This is a genomic window from Duganella sp. CT11-25 (assembly GCF_047302815.1).
GTDB lineage: Bacteria > Pseudomonadota > Gammaproteobacteria > Burkholderiales > Burkholderiaceae_D > Rugamonas.
In genome coordinates this window covers 1617650-1636672 of record NZ_JBKBFD010000001.1, presented here as the reverse complement: position 1 = coordinate 1636672, position 19023 = coordinate 1617650, and the positions used below count along the sequence as shown (strand labels likewise).

The window sequence follows — 19023 nt, the reverse complement described above, 5'->3', positions numbered from 1 at the left end:
GTGGAGGAAGCCCCCGCATGGCGCGGGTGGCGACCATGATACCCGAGCTGTGTGACGATGCGATGACAAAAAATCCGATGCCAGGCTAGCGCGGCGTCAGGAACAAGGCCGAGGTCCAGACCCGCGACTGGTCGCGCTGCCGCGCCGTGATGAACAGCGGATGTTCGCGTCCCGGCTCCAGCTTCAACTCCGCCAGCGGGATGGCGCCGGCCACCTCGCGCGGCAGGGGGCCGGCGCTGATGCGTTCGACCGCCACGCTCAGTTCCGCGCCCGGCAGCTTGCGTTCCACGGCAGTGGCGCCCAGCAGCTCGTCGCTGGCGATCGACAGCGCGATCTCCGGCGCGTGGACGTAGGCCTGCGGCTCCAGCGGGTCGCCGACCTTGATGTAGCTGTCGATACGCGAATGGACCTCGATGCGCGCCCCGGCCAGCGTCGACAGATCGAGTTCGATGCTGTCGGTGTCGCCGCTGGTGCTGGTGCGGAAGGCGATGGTGGTGGCGTCCTGGCGCCATACGGTCTGCTCGGGGTGATCCAGGCCATGGGCGCTGAAATCGCGCACCACCGCGCCGGTCACGCGGATGGTGCCGCTCCAGTAGGCGCCGCGATAGCGCTCGTGGACGCGCGCGCCGCCCAGGCGCAGGCGGATGCGGCCCGCCGCCAGTCCGGCTTCCTGGTGCAGGTTGCGGCTCCAGACTTCCCGCGCGCCGTCGTACAGCGTGACCGATTCCCAGCCCTGGTCTCCCAGCAGGCGGTAGTCCAGCTGAGCGTCGGCGCCGGCGGTCAGCACTTCACCCATCCAGTGGGAGCCGAGGCGCAGGCTGGCGTAGCTGCGTTCCCCGGTGGTGGCGAAGGTGCGGCGTGCGCGCAATGCGACCCCGACGCTTTCGCGGTCGAAGCGTTCGGCGATCACGCCGGTCAGGCCGCCGCGCGATCCGAAGACTGCGGTGGCCGGCACGCCGCCGCCGCAACGGCCCTGGTGCTCGTCGCTATTGGCGGCGGCGCCCATGCGGTAGCCCTTTTGCAGCGCGCTGGCGTACACCCAGTGGAACTGGCCCCAGGCAGACGCCACTTCGATCAATCGCTCCAGCTGCGGATGGTGCCAGTCCAGGTTGCAGCGGCGGCCGCCGATGTGCGGCATCATCAAATGGCCTTCCGGATCGTCGGCGTAGGCGGCGTACAGTTCGTCGACCGGCCATGCGCCCGGCTTCAAGGTGCCGGCGGTGAACTCGTTCCATTCGAAGGAGCGGACCAGGCGGCCCTTGTCGTCGAAGGGGAAGCGCGGTTTGCCGTCGCGCAGGAAGACGATGTTGCGGTCGCCGCCGGCGCTGGAGTTGCCGCACCATTCGGTACCCGGGTAGCAGACGAAGCGTCCCGGCTCGTTGAGCTCATGGATCAGCTCCACCGCCTTGTTCCAGCGGCCTTCCGTGATATTGAAATCGTTGGCGGTGTAGCCCAGCACATCGAGGCCGGCGACGTCGCGGCCATAGCTCAGGTTATAGCTGGTGTCGTTGGTGCCGACGGTGTCGTCCGAGTGGACGTGCAGGTCGGCGTACAGCGCGCGCAGGGCGCCGTTGCTGTCCTCCACGTTGATCCAGGCGCGCGCCGGCGCCAGCAGCTGGTTGCCGAGCGAGGCTTCGATGCGCCACTCGCCGTTGCGCGCCAGGCGCAGGCCGGCGGCGCGCACCACCGCCCACCCGCTTTCCGCCAGCGTGTAGGTTTGCTCGCGCACTTCGCCCTCGGGGCCGTGCAGGCGCAGCGTGCCGGCCAGCGGCAGGTTGCGGCAGGTGTTGCCCCAGGCGTCGTCGGCGCGCACGATGATGTCGAACGCCTCCTCGTTGCCGACCAGGCGCGGCGCCACGATCTGCAGGCCGGCCGGCGCGCCGGGCACGATGTCGATCAGGCTGTCGCCCGGGACCTCGGCGAATTTGGAGCTGCCAAGCGGGTCGATGAACATGCGGAAGCGGAAGTCCTTCTCGACGAAGCTCTGCACCCGCGTGCCGCCGCCGCCCTGGCGCCGGTCGCCCAGGCGGATGACGATGCGGTCGCCCGGATTCAGGTAGCCGTCGACGATGTCGATGATGACCGCCTTCTGGAATGGGCGCTCGTGGCCCTTCTGGTCGAAGCGTACCTTGAGCTGCTGCACCGTGGCCGCGCTCTGGCCCGGTACCAGTTCGCCGGCGTGGTATTCGGCCGAGACGAAATTGGCGGCGGAGGGATCGCTGGTCTGGAACAACGCCCAGTCGGAATAGAATTTGAAGGCCAGCTTGAGCCAGGCGCCGTCGGCCAGGCCGGAGCCGCCGACGGTGTAGACCAGTTGCAGCTCGGTCCATTCCCCGGCCACCAGTTCGGTGCGGGCGCAGGACAGGCTGCCGAGGAAGGGCAGGTTCTTGTTGCGTTCATACAGGCCGATGGGAGCGGTGTAGTCGCCGGCCTCGGTCTTCGGATCAAAATGTGGCAAAGCTATTCTCCTTGGGGTCTTCTTTATTTATGCGGTGCGCCAGTTTTCGTAGTGGCGCTCTATGCGGCGGAACACCAGCGTCTCCATCAGCCAGGCGATCAGGCCGATGATGGCGATGCCCAGCAGGACCTGGCTGCTGTTGCCGATCTGGCCGCCCATCGACACCATCCAGCCTATGCCCTTGCTGGCGCCGACCATTTCGGCGGCGACCAGCGCGCGCCAGGCCTGGCTGAAGCCGATGCGCAGCGCCGACGTCAGCACCGGCAATGCGGCCGGCAGGTACACATGCCGCAGCAGCTGCAGCGGCGAGGCGCCCAGCACGCGGGCGGCGCGCACTTCACCGCCGCGTATCGCCAGCACGCCTTCCTGTATGGTCACGGCCATCGGGAAGGCCGCAGCCACCATGATGACGACCATGATGGAGACGTAGCCCAGGCCGAAGATGATCATCGTCAGCGGCGCCCACGCCACCGGCGGAATCGCCATGAACAGGCTGTTGAGCGGGGCGACGAAGGCGCGGAAGCGCGGCGAGACGCCGGCGCTCACGCCGAGCAGCAAGGCGGCCACGATGGCGGCGCCGAAGCCGCCCAGTTCCTCCAGCAGGCTGGAAAGCAGGTGCGGTCCCAGGCTGCCGTCGCGTATCCAGCGCAGCGCCTCGGCCATCACGTCCCACGGCTGCGGCAGGATGTAGCTGGGGAAGCGGCTGGCGACCAGGCTCCACGCCAGCAGCAGGAAGGGCAGCGAGGCCCAGCTCCACGATGGCGACGGCAGGCGCATCACGGCACCGCGCGGCGCTGCCAGCTCAGGTCGACCAGTTGTTCGACCTTGAGCGGCTTGTTGATGAAGCCCAGCGACAGCGAGTAGTCCATCAGCCGCTGGATGAATTGCTGGTCGGCCGTTTCCAGTTTCGCCGACCAGCCCAGGCGCTTGCGGGCTTCCTTGACCACGGCGTCCGGCGCCACGGTCTTGCCGTCCACCGTCTGGACGGGGGCGATCTTGAAGGCGTCGACGATGATGCGGTTGGCCGCATCCGGATGCTCATTCAGGAAGATGACCGCCTTGCTGTGCGCGCGCAGCAGCTTGACGACATCGTCCGGCCGCTCGCGCAGCGTCTTCGGCACAGCCATGACGACGTACCATGGATAGTTGGGCAGCACCTTGTTCACGTCCAGCACCAGGTGCGAGCCGCCGCGCAGCAGCGCCTCGCTGACGAACGGTTCCCACGAAAACGCAGCGTCGACCACATGGCGGTCCAGCGCCGCGTTCATGTTCGCCGGCGGCATGGCGACGATGGAGATGTCGCGCTCCGGATCGAGCTTGGCGTGCTCTTTCAGCACGTAGCCGCGCAGCAGGACGTCCATGCCGCTGCCTTTGGCGACGCCGGCCAGCTTCTTGCCGCGCAGGTCGGTCACGGTTTGTCCCGGTACGTCGTTCGATGCGATGACGGCGGCCTGGCCGTAATTGACCTTGGCCAGTATCTTGCCTTCCAGCCCGCGCGAGAACCACTGGTACACCGGCGGCGCGCCGACGTAGGCGACGTCGATCTCGCCGGCCGCCACGGCCTGTTGCAGCAGCGGGCCGTCGCCGAAGGACTTGAGTTCGACCTTCAGGCCTTCCGCCGCGAACAGGCCTTGCTGCTCGGCGACGATGGCCGGCGCATTGGCCATCGCGTACACCCAGCCCACCCGCAGCGGTTCGGCGGCCCGCGCCAGCAGTGCGGAAAAAGACAGGGTGCCCAGCAGCAGGGCGGATGCTAGTTTGTTGCGCATGTAAGCTCCGTATTCAAGTGGTTCAGGCGGACTGCGTGGCCAGCGTGATCTGGTCCATTAGGTCGTTGCGGTAGTCGGCGAAGCGCGGCAGGCGGCGGGTGGCGGCCAGGCTGCGCGGACGGGGAAGATCGATATCGACGATGCCGCGGATGCCGCCCGGCGCCGGGTCGAGCACCACGACGCGGTCGGCCAGGAACACCGCCTCGTCGATGTCGTGCGTGATGAAGATGGTGGTCTGCCCCAGCTTGGACCACAGCCGCAGTGTCTCTTCGTTCATGGTGTTGCGGCTGATGGCGTCGAGCGCGGCGAACGGTTCGTCCATCAGCAGCACGCTGGGCTCCAGCACCAGCGTGCGCGCCAGCGATACGCGCTGCTGCATACCGCCGGACAGCTGGTGCGGCAGCTTGTTCCCGGCGTCCGCCAGGCCGACCAGCGCCAGGTAGGATTGCGCCCGCTCGATCTGTTCGGCCGGCGTCAGCCGCTGTTCCATGCGCAGGCCGAAGCGCACGTTATCGAGCGCGCTAAGCCAGGGGAACAGGTTGGGCGACTGGAAGACGTAGCCCAGTTCCGGCATCTCGGGCCGCACCGCGTTGCCGTTGATGCGAATGCCGCCGGCGGCCGGCTGCTGGAATCCGGACAGCAGGTTAAGCAGCGTGGATTTGCCGCAGCCGGAAGGGCCGAGGATGGCGACGAATTCGCCGGCGCGCACTTGCAGCGACAGGTCGCTGAACACTTGCTGGCCGCCCGGCCACGCGAACGACACGCCGTCCAGCGACAGTGCGGCCGCGTGCGCGGCAGGCGGCTGCGGCAGCGCGGGGAGGGGTGGAATTTTATTGTTCGTCATGGTCGGAAATCCCTGTTTTTTTTCAGCATAGAGGTGATAATACGTTTTAATACAAGTTGTAAGAACTGACATTTCCGCATTTGCTTATCTGTTCTGTGATTCGGCCACCATGCACCTGATACGAGAAAACATCGCTTCGCTGTACGCACAAATCGCCTCGCTGCTCGGCGAGGAAATCAAACAAGGCAGCTTTGAGCCAAGCGGCAAGCTGCCGTCCGAAGCGGCGCTATGCGAGCGCTTCGGGGTCAGCCGCGTGACGGTGCGGTTGGCGTTGGACCGGCTGGAGGCAGACGGCGCGGTCGAGCGCAAGCAGGGCAAGGGAACTTATGCGACCGGCAAGCAGCTGCGTCACGGACTGGATCACCTGCGCAGCTTCCACGAATCGCTGCTGCTGCAAGGCTTGAAGGCCGAGATGCGGCTGCTGTCGCGCGAGATCGTCGACGCGCCAGGCGGCGCGCCGAGTCTCATGGGCGACGAGCAGGGAAGTTGCCTGCGGCTGGAGCGCCTGCACCTGGTGGACGGCGAGCCGCTGGCGGTGGGCCGCAACTATCTGCCGTTATTGATGGGGGAAGCCGACTGGGGGCGCATGGAGCGCCAGCCTGCCTACGCGATCCTGCGCGAGCTGACCGGCCAGGATGTGGCGCGCGCCGACCTGGCGATCAAGGTCGGGCTGGCCGATGCCGCGCTGGCGATGGCGTTGAAGGTGGAGCTGGGCGCGCCATTGCTGGTAATGGCGCGCAGCTCCTATTTTGCGGACGGCGCATGCTGCGACAGGTCGCAGTTCTACATCCGTCCCGAGCGATACGAGTTCTCGATCAAGACCTCCTTCGCACCGGCCGGCGGATAGACCGGCCTACAGCGTCTCGCGCACGTAGGAGATGCCGTTGCTGTCGTAGATGTCGTAGATCGTCGCCAGCATGTTCTTCAGTTCTTCCGACGTATCCATCTTGCGGACGCTGAACATCACCGGCGATACCGCATTGCGGTCGGTGAGGGCGCGGTAGGCGACGTTGTTGCGCTTCATGCCCTGCACGCTGTCCGGCACCACGGCCACGCCTTCGCCGGCCGCCACCAGGCCGATGGCGATCTGCAGCTCGCGCACCTCCATGATCTTGTGCGGCATGATGGCGCGGTCGCTGAACACCGCCAGCACCTGGTCGGCAAAGCTGGGGCGCGGCGCCTTTGGATAGACGATCAGCGTTTCCATCAGCAGGTCGACCAGGCCGAGCGCGTTGCCCGACGCCGCCAGCGGATGGCCGACCGGCAGCGCCACGATCAGCCGCTCCTCGCGCAGCACGATGCGGCGGATGTTCGGATCCTCGCTCTTGACGCGGCCGAAGCCGACGTCGATCACGCCTTCCTTCAAGGCCTTCAACTGCTGCATGGTGGTCATCTCGTGGAAGGTCACTTCCACCATCGGGTACTGCTCGCGAAAGTGGCGCACGATGTCCGGCAGCAGGCCATACAGCGTCGACGCGACAAAGCCGATCGACAGCGTGCGGTCTATCTTGCCGACCCGCTGCGTCATGCTCTTCAGCTCCGCCGCCTTGGCCAGCAACTCCTGCGCGTGCGCGTGAAAAAAGCGCCCGGCCTCGGTCAGCCGCAGCGGCCGCGATCCCTTTTCGATCAGTTCGACGCCCAGTTCCTCCTCCAGTTGCTGGATCTGGCGGCTCAGCGGCGGCTGGGCGATGAACAGGCGTTTGGCGGCCCGGGTAAAGTTTTTCTCTTCGGCAACAGCTACGAAGTAACGCAGGTGGCGCAGTTCCATATCATACCTATTAAGTATCGAGGCCATACCAACTCAGTGTTGGACGACCCTGTTTGAACGGCATATTGTGTATTCATCCCGACCCATTATACAAATTAAATATGATCACGAACATAGAAGTCATCCTCGCCGACGTGCCGACCATCCGTCCGCACAAGCTGTCGGTAGCGACGATGAACACGCAAACGCTGGTGCTGGTCCGTGTGCAGTGCGCAGACGGCATCGAGGGCTGGGGCGAGGCCACCACCATCGGCGGCCTGAATTACGGCGAAGAGAGCCCGGACAGCATCAAGGTCAATATCGACACCCACATCGCGCCGCTGTTGATCGGCATGGAAGCGAGCCAGGTGGCGAAGGCGATGGCGAAGATCCGCAAGATCATCCAGGGCAACCGCTTCGCCAAGTGCGCGATCGAGACCGCGCTGCTGGATGCGCAGGCGCGCCGCCTCGGCGTCCCGCTGAGCGAGCTGCTGGGCGGCCGCGTGCGCGACGCGCTGCCGGTGGCCTGGACGCTGGCCAGCGGCGACACCGCCAAGGACATCGCCGAGGCGCAGATGATGCTGGAGCTGCGTCGCCACCGTATCTTCAAGTTGAAGATCGGCGCGCGCGCCGTGGCCGAGGATGTGGCCCACGTGCTGGCGATTAAAAAAGCGCTGGGCGACGCAGTCAGCGTGCGGGTCGACGTCAACCAGGCCTGGAGCGAGCTGGAAGCGGTGCAGGGCATCGCCGCGCTGGAGGCGGGCGGCGTCGATCTGATCGAGCAGCCGGTCAGCGCCGGGAACACGGCGGCGATGGCGCGGCTGGCGCAGCGCTACGCCGTCTCGATCATGGCCGACGAGGCGCTGCACGGCCCGCAGGATGCGCTGGCGATCGCCAATGCGTCGGCGGCCGATGTGTTCGCGGTCAAGATCACGCAGTCCGGCGGCTTGATCCCGGCGGCGCAGGTGGCCACGGTGGCCCAGCTGTCCGGCGTCAGCCTGTACGGCGGCACCATGCTGGAGGGCGGCGTCGGCACGGCGGCATCGGCACATCTGTTCTCGACCTTCGGCGACCTGTCGGCCGGCACCGAGCTGTTTGGCCCGCTGCTGCTGACGCAGGAAGTGCTGCGCACGCCGCTGGTCTACAAGGACTTCATGCTGCAGGTGCCGACCGGCCCTGGCCTCGGCGTCGAAGTCGACATGGACAAACTCAATCACCTGCGCCGCAAATAAGAGGAGACTTCACATGCTGTTCCACGTCAGGATGGATGTTCAGCTGCCGCCGGCCATGCCGGCAGAGCAAGCCGACGAACTCAAGAAGAATGAACGCGAGCTGGCGCAAAGCCTGCAGCGCAGCGGCAAGTGGCGCCACCTGTGGCGCATCGCCGGCCAGTACGCCAACGTCAGCATGTTCGACGTCGAAAGCGTCGAGGAGCTGCATGCGCTGCTGATGTCGCTGCCGCTGTTCCCATACATGAAGATCGAAGTAATGCCGATGTGCCGGCACCCGTCGTCTATCCACGAAAACGACGCTTAATCATTACCCCCAAAAGGAGACTAGCATGACCCATAACGAAATCGACACCCTGGTAAAGAGCTGGATCATCGACACCGCCACCGGCCCGGTCAACCCGCGCGTGCAGGAAGTGGTGTTCGGCCTGGTGAGCGCGCTGTGCAAAACCATCGAGGACCTGGACATCCAGGCGACCGAATTCTGGAGCGGCCTGGAATACCTGCGCGAAGCCGGCGTGCGCAATGAGCTCGGCCTGCTGGCGCCGGGCCTGGGCCTGGAGCGCTTCCTCGACATCCGCGCCGACGAAGCGGAAGCCAAGGCCGGCCTGGTGGGCGGTACGCCGCGCACCATCGAGGGCCCGCTGTACGTGGCCGGCGCGCCGGAAAGCAAGGGCTTCGCCCGCCTCGACGACGGCAGCGAAAGCGACAAGGCCGAAGTCCTGTTCATGCAGGGCACGGTGCGCGACGAGCAGGGCAACCCGGTTGCCGGCGCCAAGGTCGAGGTCTGGCACTGCAACCTGATGGGCGGCTATTCCTTCTTCGACCAGACGCAGACGCCATTCAACCTGCGCCGCACCATCATCGCCGACGGCGAAGGCCGCTACCAGTTCCGCAGCATCCTGCCGGTCGGCTACAGCTGCCCGCCGGACGGCACCACCCAGCGCCTGCTGGACCAGCTGGGCCGCCATGGCCATCGCCCGGCGCACATCCACTTCTTCATCAGCGCCGAAGGCCAGCGCAAGTTGACCACGCAGATCAATATCGACGGCGACGAGTTCCTGTGGGACGACTTTGCCTTCGCCAGCCGCGAAGGCCTGGTGCCGGCGGTGAACAAGATCACCGATACGGCCGCGATCAAGGCCAAGGGCCTGGATAAGCCTTACTCCGAGATCGACTTCGACTTCCGCCTGTATGCGGAACGCCAGGCGGCACCGGCGGCCGAAGTAGAGCGCGTGCGCGCCGCAGCATAAAGAAGAGGTGCGCCATGATCCCGATTCACGCCGTCAAATCGTCCGGATTGAAAAACCTGGACCACTACCTGGTTGAAGACCACGAGAAGGGCGACTACCGCCTGCATCGCAGCGCCTTCACCGACCCCGCACTGTTCGAGCTGGAGATGAAGCATATCTTCGAGGGCAACTGGATCTACCTGGCCCACGAAAGCCAGATCCCGAACAACAACGATTACTACACGACGCATATCGGCCGCCAGCCGATCTTCATCGCCCGTAACCGCCAGGGGGAACTGAACGCCTTCATCAACGCCTGCACCCATCGCGGCGCGCAGCTGTGCCGCCACAAGCGCGGCAACAAGGCGACCTACACCTGCCCGTTCCACGGCTGGACCTTCAACAACAGCGGCAAGCTGCTGAAGGTGAAGGACCCCGAGGACGCGGGCTATCCGGAGTGCTTCAACAAGGAAGGCTCGCACGACTTGAAGAAGGTGGTGCGTTTCGAGAACTACAAGGGCTTCCTGTTCGGCAGCCTGAACGAGGACGTGCTGCCACTGCCGGAATTCCTCGGCGAGGCCGGCAAGATCATCGACATGATCGTCAATCAGTCGGCCGACGGCCTGGAAGTGCTGCGAGGCTCGTCCACCTACACTTTCGAAGGCAACTGGAAGCTGCAGGCGGAGAACGGCGCCGACGGCTACCACGTCTCGGCGGTGCACTGGAACTACGCGGCCACCACCAACCACCGCAAGGAACAGGAAGCAGCTGCGCGGCCGGACAATATTCGCGCCATGGATGCAGGCAAGTGGGGCAAGCAGGGCGGCGGTTTCTACGCCTTCGAGCATGGCCACCTGCTGCTGTGGACCCAGTGGGCCAATCCGCAGGACCGGCCCAACTATCCGCGCCGCGACGAGTATGCGTCGCAGTTCGGCGGCGCCACTGCGGACTGGATGATCGGCCGGTCGCGCAACCTGTGCCTGTATCCGAACGTCTACCTGATGGACCAATTCGGCTCGCAGATCCGCTTGTTGCGCCCGATCTCGGTCGACAAGACCGAAGTGACGATCTACTGCATCGCACCGAAAGGCGAATCCGACGAGGCGCGCGCCCGCCGCATCCGCCAGTATGAAGACTTCTTCAACGTCAGCGGTATGGCGACGCCGGACGACCTGGAAGAGTTCCGTGCCTGCCAGCAGGGCTATAACGGCATCGCGCTGGAGTGGAACGACATGTGCCGCGGCTCGACCCACTGGGTACAGGGCGCCGACGCCGCCGCGCGCGAGATCGGCCTCAATCCGGTGATGAGCGGCGTCAAGACCGAGGACGAAGGCCTCTACACCATCCAGCACCGTTATTGGCTGGACGTGATGAAGCAGGCCATCAAGACCGAAGGAGCGGCGGCATGAGCAATCCAGGCATAAACGATATCTGCGCCTTCCTCTATCGCGAAAGCCGGCTGCTGGACGACGAACAGTGGGACGAGTGGCTGGAGTGCTACCACCCGGACGCCCAGTTCTGGATGCCGTCATGGGACGACGACGATCAGCTGATCACCGATCCGCAGCGCGAGATCTCGCTGATCTACTACCCGACCCGCCAGGGACTGGAAGACCGCGTGTTCCGCATCAAGACCGAGCGTTCCAGCGCGACGATGCCGGACACCCGTACCAGCCACAACATCGCCAACGTGGAAATCGAAAGCGTCGAAGGGCAGCGCTACACGGTGCGCTTCAACTGGCACACGCTGAGCCACCGCTACAAGGCGAATTTCAGCTACTTCGGCATGTCGCGCTACGTCATCGATTTTTCCGGCGAGCGCCCGCTGATCCTTAACAAGTACGTGGTGCTCAAGAACGATTACATCAACCAGGTAATCGACATCTATCACCTGTAATCCACCACAAGCAGGAGACACGACGATGAGCTACAACATCGCCCTTCAATTCGAAGACGGGGTGACCCGCTTCATCTCATGCAATGAGAATGAAAAGCTGGCCGACGCGGCCTACCGCCAGAAGGTCAATATCCCGCTGGACTGCCGCGACGGCGCCTGCGGCACTTGCCGCGGCTTCTGCGAGTCGGGCCGCTACGACATGCCGGAATCGAGCTACATCGAGGACGCATTGGACCCGGCCGATGCGGCCAAGGGCCATGTGCTGGCCTGCCAGATGAAACCGACCTCCGATTGCGTGGTCAAGATACCCGCCACCTCCAAGGCATGCAAGACCGGCGTGTCGCGCTATACCGGCAACCTGGGCCGGGTGCGCCAGCTCTCCAGCACCACCATCGGCTTCTCGATCGAGCTGGATGCGGCCGCGCAGCTGGAGTTCCTGTCCGGCCAGTACGTCAATGTCGACGTGCCGGGCACCTCGCTGACGCGCTCCTATTCGTTCAGTTCCCCGCCGGGTGGCAAGCAGGTCGATTTCGTCGTGCGCAACGTGCCGAACGGCTTGATGAGCAGCTTCCTGTCGCAGCAGGCGCAGGCCGGGCAGGCGATCAGCTTCTCGGGGCCTTACGGCAGCTTCTACCTGCGCGACGTACAGCGGCCCTTGCTGCTGCTGGCGGGCGGTACCGGCATCGCGCCGTTCCTGTCGATGCTGGCGGTGCTGGCCGCGCAGGGTTTCAGCCAACCGGTGCGCATGGTGTTCGGCGTGACCAACGATGTCGATCTGGTCGAGCTGGAAGCGCTGGAGCGCATCGCCGCCGCGCACCCGCAGTTCAGCTACCGTACCTGCGTGGCGTCCGACGGCAGCGCCCATCCGCGCAAGGGCTACGTTACCCAGCATGTGGACGGCGAATGGCTCAACGGCGGCGATGTCGATGTCTACCTGTGCGGCCCGGTACCGATGGTGGACGCGGTCAAGCGCTGGCTGGCGGAATGCGGCGTGACACCGGCGAACTTCTATTTTGAAAAATTCTCGGCCAGCAGCGAGGTGGCGGCATGAATCGGAATCAGACCCGCGCGCAGCGTTTTGCAGGGCAGGTCGTCATCGTCACCGGCGCGGCGCAGGGCATCGGCCGCGGCGTCGCGCTGGCGGTGGCGGAAGAGGGTGGCCAGCTGGTGTTGGTCGATCGCTCGCACCTGATCGAGGAAGTACTCGCCGAGGTGCGCAAGGCCGGTGCGAAGGCGATCGCCGTCAGCGCCGACCTGGAGACCTGGGCCGGCGCCGAGCAGGCGGTGAGCACCGCGCTGGCGTCATTCGGCCGTGTCGATGTGCTGGTCAATAACGTCGGCGGCACCATCTGGGCCAAGCCCTTTCAGGAATACAACCCGGAGCAGATCGAGGCCGAGATACGTCGCTCGCTGTTCCCGACCATGTGGTGCTGCCGCGCCGTGCTGCCGCATATGATCGAGCGCAGGCAGGGTGCGATCGTCAACGTCTCGTCGATCGCCACCAGCGGCATTTACCGCGTGCCGTATTCGGCTTCCAAGGGCGGCGTCAACGCGATGACGGCCAGCCTGGCGATGGAACATGCGCAGGACGGCATCCGCGTCAACGCCGTGGCCACCGGCGGCACGGAAGCGCCGCCGCGCAAGGTGCCGCGCAATCCGCAGCCGCTCAGCGAGCAGGAACAGAGCTGGTACAAGGGCATCGTCGACCAGACCATCGCCAGCAGCTGGATGCACCGCTATGGCTCGATCGCGGAGCAGGTCAACGCGATTTTGTTCCTGGCATCCAGCGAAGCGTCGTATATTACGGGTACGGTGCTGCCGGTCGGCGGCGGAGACCAGGGATAGACTATGCCGCTCGCTAACGGAATCTATTACGAGACCTCCGGGTCGCCGGACGCGCCGGCGCTGGTGTTTTCCAATTCGCTGGGCACCAGCCTGGAGATGTGGGACGCACAGGCCGTCGCGTTCAGCAGGGATTTCCATGTGATCCGCTACGACACGCGCGGCCATGGACGCTCATTCAGCCCCGCCGGGCCGTATACGCTGGCGCAGCTGGGCGGGCATGTGCTGGCGCTGCTGGACTTCCTGCGTATCGACCACGCGCATTTCTGCGGCCTGTCGATGGGTGGCATCACCGCGCAATGGCTGGGCATCCATGCCTACGATCGTATCGACAAGCTGGTGATCGCCAATTCGGCGGCCCGCGTCGGCACGGCGGACGGCTGGACGCAGCGCGCGCACGACGTTCGCAGCGGCGGCTTGAACGCCATCGCCGACGGTGCGCCGGGGCGCTGGTTCACGCCGGGGTTCATCGCGCGCGAACCGCAGACGGTGGAAGCGCAGGTGGAGGCCATGCGCAGGGGGAATGCGGAAGGCTACGCGGGCTGCTGCGAGGCCTTGGCCGAAGCCGATCTGCGGGAGCAGATCCACACGATACCGAATGCCACGCTGGTCATCGCCGGGCAGCATGACCCGGTGACGACCGTGGCGGATGCCGTCTTCATGCAGCAGAGGATCAAGGATGCCGCGCTGGTGACGCTGGCGGCATCGCACATCTCCGCAGTGGAAGCGCCAGCGGCCTTCAATCAGGCGCTGGCGGCCTTCCTCGCCTGATCTACGGTTGCGGATTCCAGCCCGCGCCGCCGCCATAGGCGGCAAACACCTTGGCGCGGTCGGCAAATCCGGCCGCGACATCGGCTGCGCTCAGCTGGAAACCGCCGACGCGCACGGCCAGGTTGATCGCATCGCCGGCCAGCGTGGTGCTGCCGTATTCGCGCCAGCCACTGGCGGCGGTCGCCACCGCCGGATTTGGCGCCGGCTGGCTGTTGACACCCGCGCCGGCCCAGCCGACGGTGGCGATGTGCGCATCCATCTTCGTATTGATGAAGGCGATGTTGTCCCATGCGGTGGCATTGCCGGCGCTGCGCGCCAGGTAGGTCGCGCCGGCCGGAACGTCGCCATGCAGCGGACCGGGACCGGCGCCGTGCGTCAGGCTGCTGTTCAGGAAGACATAGCCCTTGTCCGTTGCGTTGGCCGCGCGCGCCTGCAGGATGTAGCCGCCGCTGCTGGAACTGCTGGTATCGCCGACCGAGCGGATTTCGCTTTCCTCGAACAGCGCGGCGCGGCTGCTACCCCAGATGAAGTCCACGTTCCCCGCCACCAGCGTGCGGTAGAACCACGCATAGCCCTTCAGGTTCAACGTATCCTGCTCGCTGTAGAAATTGGCGTTCCTGGCCACCAGGCGGCCGCTGTCGTTGTTGAAGTACAGCGTCTCCGCCTGCGACGAAATGCCGCTGGAGCGCAGCGTGGTGTTCTTCAAGGTCAGCGTATCGATGGCCAGCATGTCCGATCCCTCGACCAGCATGACCGAGCGGCCGCCGGCCGGCGCGGCGCTGTCGCCATTGGGCTGGCTGGCGCCGGTGCCGGTGTTGACGGAATCGTAGTTGGCGTACTGGATCACCACACCGTCGCGGCTTTCGCCAACCAGCGTGACGTTGTCCTTGCCGCGCAGGTAGAGCAGCTCGTTGTAGACGCCGTTGCGCAGGGTGATGGTCAGCGGGGCGGCTTGGCCCAATTCCTTCATCGCGTAATTGAGCGCGCCTTGTACGGTGTTGAAGTCCACGTCGTCGCCAGGACCGACCACCAGGCTGCCGGCGCCCGATGCCGGACCGCTGGCACGGGTGGTGAACGACCAGTCGCCCAGCTTGCCGATGCCGACGAACGGCACGCTGCCGAGCGTGACGCCGTTGAACACGCCGTTCGAGATGGCGACATAGTATTCGGTGCCATACGCCAGCTTGTTGCTGTGCGGTTTGATCGTCACCGTATTGCCGCTGATGGAGATGGGCGTGGTGTTGACCTTGCGGATGGTGGCCTGGCCCGCATAGCCCAGTACATCGCTCTCGCCGGACAAGCGGATCACGTCGATCAGCGCATCGTCGGCCTTGCGGAAGATGCGGATGCTGCCGCCGGAACCCAGCGTCGGCGCATTGTCGAAGGTCAGTTTCAGCGAGGCGTCGATGTTGGCCGCAGCGGCGTGGGCGGCGGGCAGGGCGGCGCCGGCCAGCGTGTAGCCTTGCGTGGGCTGGATGAACTGCGGGCTGATGGTGGCGGCCAGCGTGCGCTGCAAGGTCGGATCGGATTCACTGGTGACCGTGATGGTGGCGTTGCCGCTGCCGACCGGCGTCACCGTCAGCACGGTGCCGTTGATGGATACCGCGGCCACGGCCGGATTGCTGGACGTGCCGCTGAAGCCGTCCAGCGTACCATTCGGCTTGACGGCGGTGACGCCGATCGCCAGCGGCGTATCGCCCACTTCGGCGGTGTAGCTGAGCGAAGAAGGGGTGAGCGACAGTTGTGAAGGCTTCAGCGATGGATCGCCGATGCGCACGTCGTCGATCTGGAACGACTTGTTGGCGGTGTACAGTCCCACCAGGCCACGCTCCGCGAACGAGGCATCGGTGATGGTGCCCAGCGCTTCGCCGTCGAGGTAGATGGTCAGCGAGGAACCGATCATTTCAAAGCGCACGGTGTAGAACTGCGCGTCCATCTGGATCGCCTTCTTGACCTGCTTGGGGCGCGTCAACGTGCCGTTCAACATCCTGGCGATCTCCACCTGCGTGCTGGCGGTGCTGCCCTGCACATTGAGGGCGCCGGCATACCAGTTGCCGGCGTCCTTGTAGCGCGTCAGCAGGTACAGCTGCTTGTTGCCGGTGGTGCTGTTGGTCATCGGCTTGATGCGCGCTTCGACGTAGTAGTCGCCGGACGGTATGGCGGCCAGCGCCGCCGGCTTGAGCAGCGCCAGCACGCCACCGGTGGTGCCGGCCGTGTACTGCATCACCACGTTGGCGGCGCCGATGCTCTCGGCCTTGACGCTGAAGCTGCCGTTCGGGCCAGCGACAGGCAGCAGGTTCCAGTTGGCCATGCTGCTGTTCTGGAAGTCGTCGCAGAAGTACAGGCCGGATGGTGGACAGGTCAGCGTGATGGAGGTGTCGGGCGTGACATTGCCACTGCCGCTGATGGCGGAAGTCAGCTTGCCGCCGCCGGCCTGCGCCAGCGCATTGGCCTTCACCAGCGCCAATGGCCGCGCGGTGTACGCATATGGCGGCGTGAAGGCGACGCTGCCCGGCGCCGGGCAGCCGGTCAGCGCAGCGCCGTTCAGCGTCGATCCCGTGTCCTTGAACGCGCCCGGCACGGTGCCGCCGATAGGCTGTACCACCTCGTCGCAGCGGGTGACGCCGGCGATCTCGAACACGTTGTTGCTGGACAGGATCTGCGATGCGTGACCGACGCCGACGGCGTATTCGAAAGGATAGGCCGGCTGCGATTTGCTGCCGACGAAGTAGTTGTTGACCAGATGGACCTGGCCGTAGCGCACGCGCGGCGCGCGGCTGACGATGTCGCGGAACACGTTGTTGCTGAAGCTGACGCGCAGCTTGCCCGTGTCGGCGGTGGCGGTATCGCTGGAGCCGATCAGGTTGTTCTTGCGATGCTGGCCGAAAGCGTTGTACGACACCGTCACGTAGTCCGAGGCGTTGGTGACATCCAGCGCGCCGTCATGGCATTGCTTGACCTGGCCGTTCTCGATCGGCAGCAGGTCGTCGGTCATGGCGCCGTCGGTAAAGGTGTTGTGGTCGACCCAGACGTGGTCCGAGCCCGATACGCCGATGCCGTCGAAGGCCGAGTTCCAGTTGCCCAGCGCACCGTCGGTCGGGTCCCAGATCGGGCCGACGTCGCACGGATTGACGATCTTCAGGTTGCGGATGATGATCTGCGAGACGTTGGAGACGACGATATGGCCGTTGACGATGCCCGCGCCCGGCCCGGCGCCGATCAGCGTGGTGTTGCTGGGCAGGCGTATCAGGCCGCGTATGGCCTGGTCGCCGGTATTCGCATACGGCACGCCTTCTGTCATGTCGATAGTGCCGCTCAACTTGATGATCTTGGCGTTGGCGCCGCCGCGCTGGATCGCCGCCAGCAGCTGCGGGCGCGTGGCGACGCTGTAGATCTGCGACGACAGCGCCGCCGCGCCGCCGTTGGTGCCGCCGGCCTGGCCGGCAAAGCCGTCGGCGGGTGCGGTTTGCAGTGCTGGATCGACGGCGGCCAGCGCGGCGGCCGGTATGGACAACAATAGGGACAGGCGTAGCGCCGCCCTGAAACGGTTCTGTTTCATCTGGTGCTCCTTGAGTTGTGTGGGCGGCGGTTTAGCGGCGGCGGGGCAGCAATCGCATGGCTGCCAAACCTGCCAGCAGCAGCCAGGCGGCGGCCGGTTCCGGCACCGGCGCCACCGGACCTTGCAGCGAGATCGCAGCCTGCAGCGGATTGAAGTCGCCGTTCCATTCCACCGCGCCCAGGTCGATGGCGATGGTGTGGGCGTTGACGACGGTGAGCACCGGGGTGCCGGAGGTGAGGCCGGAAGCGGTCACGCTGAAACCGGTGATGGCCGCACCCAGCGTGGCGCCGAAGTCGAAGCTGGCGCTATAGGCGCCGGCGGGTATGGCGCCGTTGTTGTAGATGGTCAGCGTGCCGCTGGGCGAAAAGTCGAAGGCGAACAGGTAGTCGCCGGTCAGGAATTCCGCGCTGGTGTCGAAGGGATCGAGCGCGCTGACATTGCTGCCGGCTTCATCGGCGTAGCCGTGGTCGCTGCCCAGCATGCCGCCGCCGCTGTAGCTGGCGGTGATCAGGGCGGATCGCAGCGGTTCGATAGCCGCGTGTGCGGTGCCGGCGGCCGCCACCAGGCACGCCACGGCGGCGGCTTTGCGTATACAGGTAATCATTTTGTCTCCAGATAGTTTGAGTGACAACGCCGGTCTGCGCCGGTCGCCGGTCGGCACACCTCGCGTATGCCGTGCCACTGGGAGGAAGGCGCCGGGGAGGGCCGAGCTCGCAGTTGGTCAAAAATCTGTGATGCGGGAAGATAAAGCTGTTTGCTTTTGGTTTGACCAATTCTACGGTGGTCTGACCAATTATGCAATGCGTGTTGTAACGGAGATAATCGTCGACTCTGAAGCCAGTTCGGAAGGAAATGCCGTTGTCGGCAGGGTGTTGATGGCAAAAAACTATTGGAAGCTCTGCTTGATTAATATTGGCAATTAAAAATGTTCCTGAGAGAAAGTTTTTCGTGGGAAAAAGACACTTTTTGATCTGGAGACCCGCATAAAATAGTGACTGTTGCCAAAACACTGATAGAATTCAGGGGTGAGGAATCTTCCTGCAGGAGTTGATTATGATTATGGTGAACAACATTGGTGGTGCCACCCTTTCCGCAGCCGTGGTTGCGGAGAAGTCGCTTGAACCGAAAAAAATCGCCACGCCCAACGAGAGCACAAATGCGGACATGAGCGCTTCTGTCGCCGCGTATTTGTCGCTGCCGGGCTTCAATGGTCCAAGCCCCCTGCAGACAGACACCGGCAACGCGGTCAGCGCGGCCGACCGTGCCAGCGCCGTCGTCAAGGCGGTCGCGGAATCGGACGACGACGGCCTCAAGCTGGCGCTCAAACAATTCGATGATGGCCTGAAGAAACTGGCCGAACGTCCTGAAACCCAGATCTTCCAGGCGCGCATCGGCGCCAGCAGCGCTGACGACGCGGATGCGCCGGCGCCGCTGCGCTTGCCGGGCGTGGGCGAAGATGGCTTGCTGGGCGCCGTCAGCAAGGAAGAGTTTGCCGCCGACACCAACAAGGACGGCAAGATCAGCGAAGACGAACGCCGCCGCTATCAACTGCCGATCACCTATCGGGTCACCGAACATGCGGCCGACGCACTGGTCGATGGGCCTTCCGCCTTTTCGCTGACCGAAGCCAACCGCGCCTACGGCGTGGTCGCCACTGCTGAACTGGTTTGAGTGT

General features: G+C 65.1%; 17 protein-coding genes. 10 read left to right on the top strand and 7 right to left on the bottom strand.

Translation table 11 applies throughout. The features are described from left to right. Nucleotides 1–85: 85 nt before the first annotated feature. From ACEN9F_RS06690 to ACEN9F_RS06675, 4 genes are read right to left on the bottom strand one after another with little or no spacing between them, the layout of a single operon-like run. Nucleotides 86–2458 (bottom strand): hypothetical protein, encoded by a 2373-nt coding sequence (locus ACEN9F_RS06690; RefSeq protein ID WP_413419072.1) that lies wholly within the window; start codon nucleotides 2456–2458, stop codon nucleotides 86–88. Nucleotides 2459–2485: 27 nt separating this feature from the next. Continuing rightward, nucleotides 2486–3235 carry an ABC transporter permease gene (locus tag ACEN9F_RS06685; RefSeq protein ID WP_413419070.1) on the bottom strand — a complete coding sequence of 250 codons (750 nt, stop codon included), beginning with the start codon at nucleotides 3233–3235 and terminating at the stop codon, nucleotides 2486–2488. Continuing rightward, a complete protein-coding gene (locus ACEN9F_RS06680; protein ID WP_413419068.1) occupies nucleotides 3235–4227 on the bottom strand; it encodes an ABC transporter substrate-binding protein in 993 nt (330 codons plus the stop codon). The genes ACEN9F_RS06685 and ACEN9F_RS06680 overlap by 1 nt, the downstream gene beginning before the upstream one ends. A 22-nt stretch (nucleotides 4228–4249) precedes the next feature. Then, a complete protein-coding gene (locus ACEN9F_RS06675) occupies nucleotides 4250–5071 on the bottom strand; it encodes an ABC transporter ATP-binding protein (RefSeq protein ID WP_413419066.1) in 822 nt (273 codons plus the stop codon). Between the two features lie 109 nt (nucleotides 5072–5180). Here ACEN9F_RS06675 and ACEN9F_RS06670 point away from each other — a divergent pair, with 109 nt between their 5' ends. Continuing rightward, nucleotides 5181–5918, top strand: coding sequence for a GntR family transcriptional regulator (locus ACEN9F_RS06670; RefSeq protein ID WP_413419064.1), 738 nt, complete (start codon nucleotides 5181–5183; stop codon nucleotides 5916–5918). Nucleotides 5919–5924: 6 nt separating this feature from the next. Here the strand turns inward: ACEN9F_RS06670 and ACEN9F_RS06665 are convergent, their stop codons facing one another. Next, nucleotides 5925–6839, bottom strand: coding sequence for a LysR substrate-binding domain-containing protein (locus ACEN9F_RS06665; RefSeq protein ID WP_413419062.1), 915 nt, complete (start codon nucleotides 6837–6839; stop codon nucleotides 5925–5927). 101 nt (nucleotides 6840–6940) lie between these two features. Between ACEN9F_RS06665 and ACEN9F_RS06660 the strand changes: the two genes are divergently transcribed. Genes ACEN9F_RS06660 through pcaD form a run of 8 tightly spaced genes read left to right on the top strand, consistent with a single transcriptional unit; the run spans nucleotide 6941 to nucleotide 13789 of the window. Next, nucleotides 6941–8050 (top strand): muconate/chloromuconate family cycloisomerase, encoded by a 1110-nt coding sequence (locus ACEN9F_RS06660; RefSeq protein WP_413419060.1) that lies wholly within the window; start codon nucleotides 6941–6943, stop codon nucleotides 8048–8050. A gap of 13 nt (nucleotides 8051–8063) precedes the next feature. Further along, nucleotides 8064–8354 (top strand): muconolactone Delta-isomerase, encoded by a 291-nt coding sequence (gene catC / locus ACEN9F_RS06655; protein WP_413419058.1) that lies wholly within the window; start codon nucleotides 8064–8066, stop codon nucleotides 8352–8354. Between the two features lie 25 nt (nucleotides 8355–8379). Beyond that, nucleotides 8380–9300: a catechol 1,2-dioxygenase gene (gene catA / locus ACEN9F_RS06650; RefSeq protein ID WP_413419056.1), complete on the top strand. Its 921-nt coding sequence runs from the start codon at nucleotides 8380–8382 to the stop codon at nucleotides 9298–9300. Nucleotides 9301–9314: 14 nt separating this feature from the next. Then, the gene (gene benA / locus ACEN9F_RS06645; protein WP_413419054.1) at nucleotides 9315–10688 is read left to right on the top strand and encodes a benzoate 1,2-dioxygenase large subunit; all 1374 of its coding nucleotides are present in this window, start codon (nucleotides 9315–9317) and stop codon (nucleotides 10686–10688) included. After that, nucleotides 10685–11176 (top strand): benzoate 1,2-dioxygenase small subunit, encoded by a 492-nt coding sequence (gene benB / locus ACEN9F_RS06640; RefSeq protein ID WP_413419052.1) that lies wholly within the window; start codon nucleotides 10685–10687, stop codon nucleotides 11174–11176. Before benA ends, benB begins: the two co-directional genes overlap by 4 nt. A 25-nt stretch (nucleotides 11177–11201) precedes the next feature. After that, nucleotides 11202–12227 carry a benzoate 1,2-dioxygenase electron transfer component BenC gene (gene benC / locus ACEN9F_RS06635; protein WP_413419050.1) on the top strand — a complete coding sequence of 342 codons (1026 nt, stop codon included), beginning with the start codon at nucleotides 11202–11204 and terminating at the stop codon, nucleotides 12225–12227. Beyond that, nucleotides 12224–13021 (top strand): benzoate diol dehydrogenase BenD, encoded by a 798-nt coding sequence (gene benD / locus ACEN9F_RS06630; protein ID WP_413419048.1) that lies wholly within the window; start codon nucleotides 12224–12226, stop codon nucleotides 13019–13021. Before benC ends, benD begins: the two co-directional genes overlap by 4 nt. 3 nt (nucleotides 13022–13024) lie before the next feature. Continuing rightward, nucleotides 13025–13789, top strand: a complete 765-nt coding sequence (gene pcaD, locus ACEN9F_RS06625) for a 3-oxoadipate enol-lactonase (protein ID WP_413419046.1) — start codon at nucleotides 13025–13027, stop codon at nucleotides 13787–13789. 1 nt (nucleotide 13790) lies between these two features. On the opposite strand, the gene ACEN9F_RS06620 is transcribed toward pcaD, so the two are convergent. Next, nucleotides 13791–17348: a pectinesterase family protein gene (locus tag ACEN9F_RS06620; protein ID WP_413419044.1), complete on the bottom strand. Its 3558-nt coding sequence runs from the start codon at nucleotides 17346–17348 to the stop codon at nucleotides 13791–13793. Nucleotides 17349–17379: 31 nt separating this feature from the next. Then, entirely contained in the window at nucleotides 17380–17952 is a 573-nt protein-coding gene (locus ACEN9F_RS06615) for a hypothetical protein (RefSeq protein WP_413419042.1), read from the bottom strand. Nucleotides 17953–18512: 560 nt separating this feature from the next. Between ACEN9F_RS06615 and ACEN9F_RS06610 the strand changes: the two genes are divergently transcribed. Continuing rightward, the gene (locus tag ACEN9F_RS06610; protein ID WP_413419040.1) at nucleotides 18513–19019 is read left to right on the top strand and encodes a hypothetical protein; all 507 of its coding nucleotides are present in this window, start codon (nucleotides 18513–18515) and stop codon (nucleotides 19017–19019) included. The last annotated feature ends 4 nt before the right edge of the window (nucleotides 19020–19023 follow it).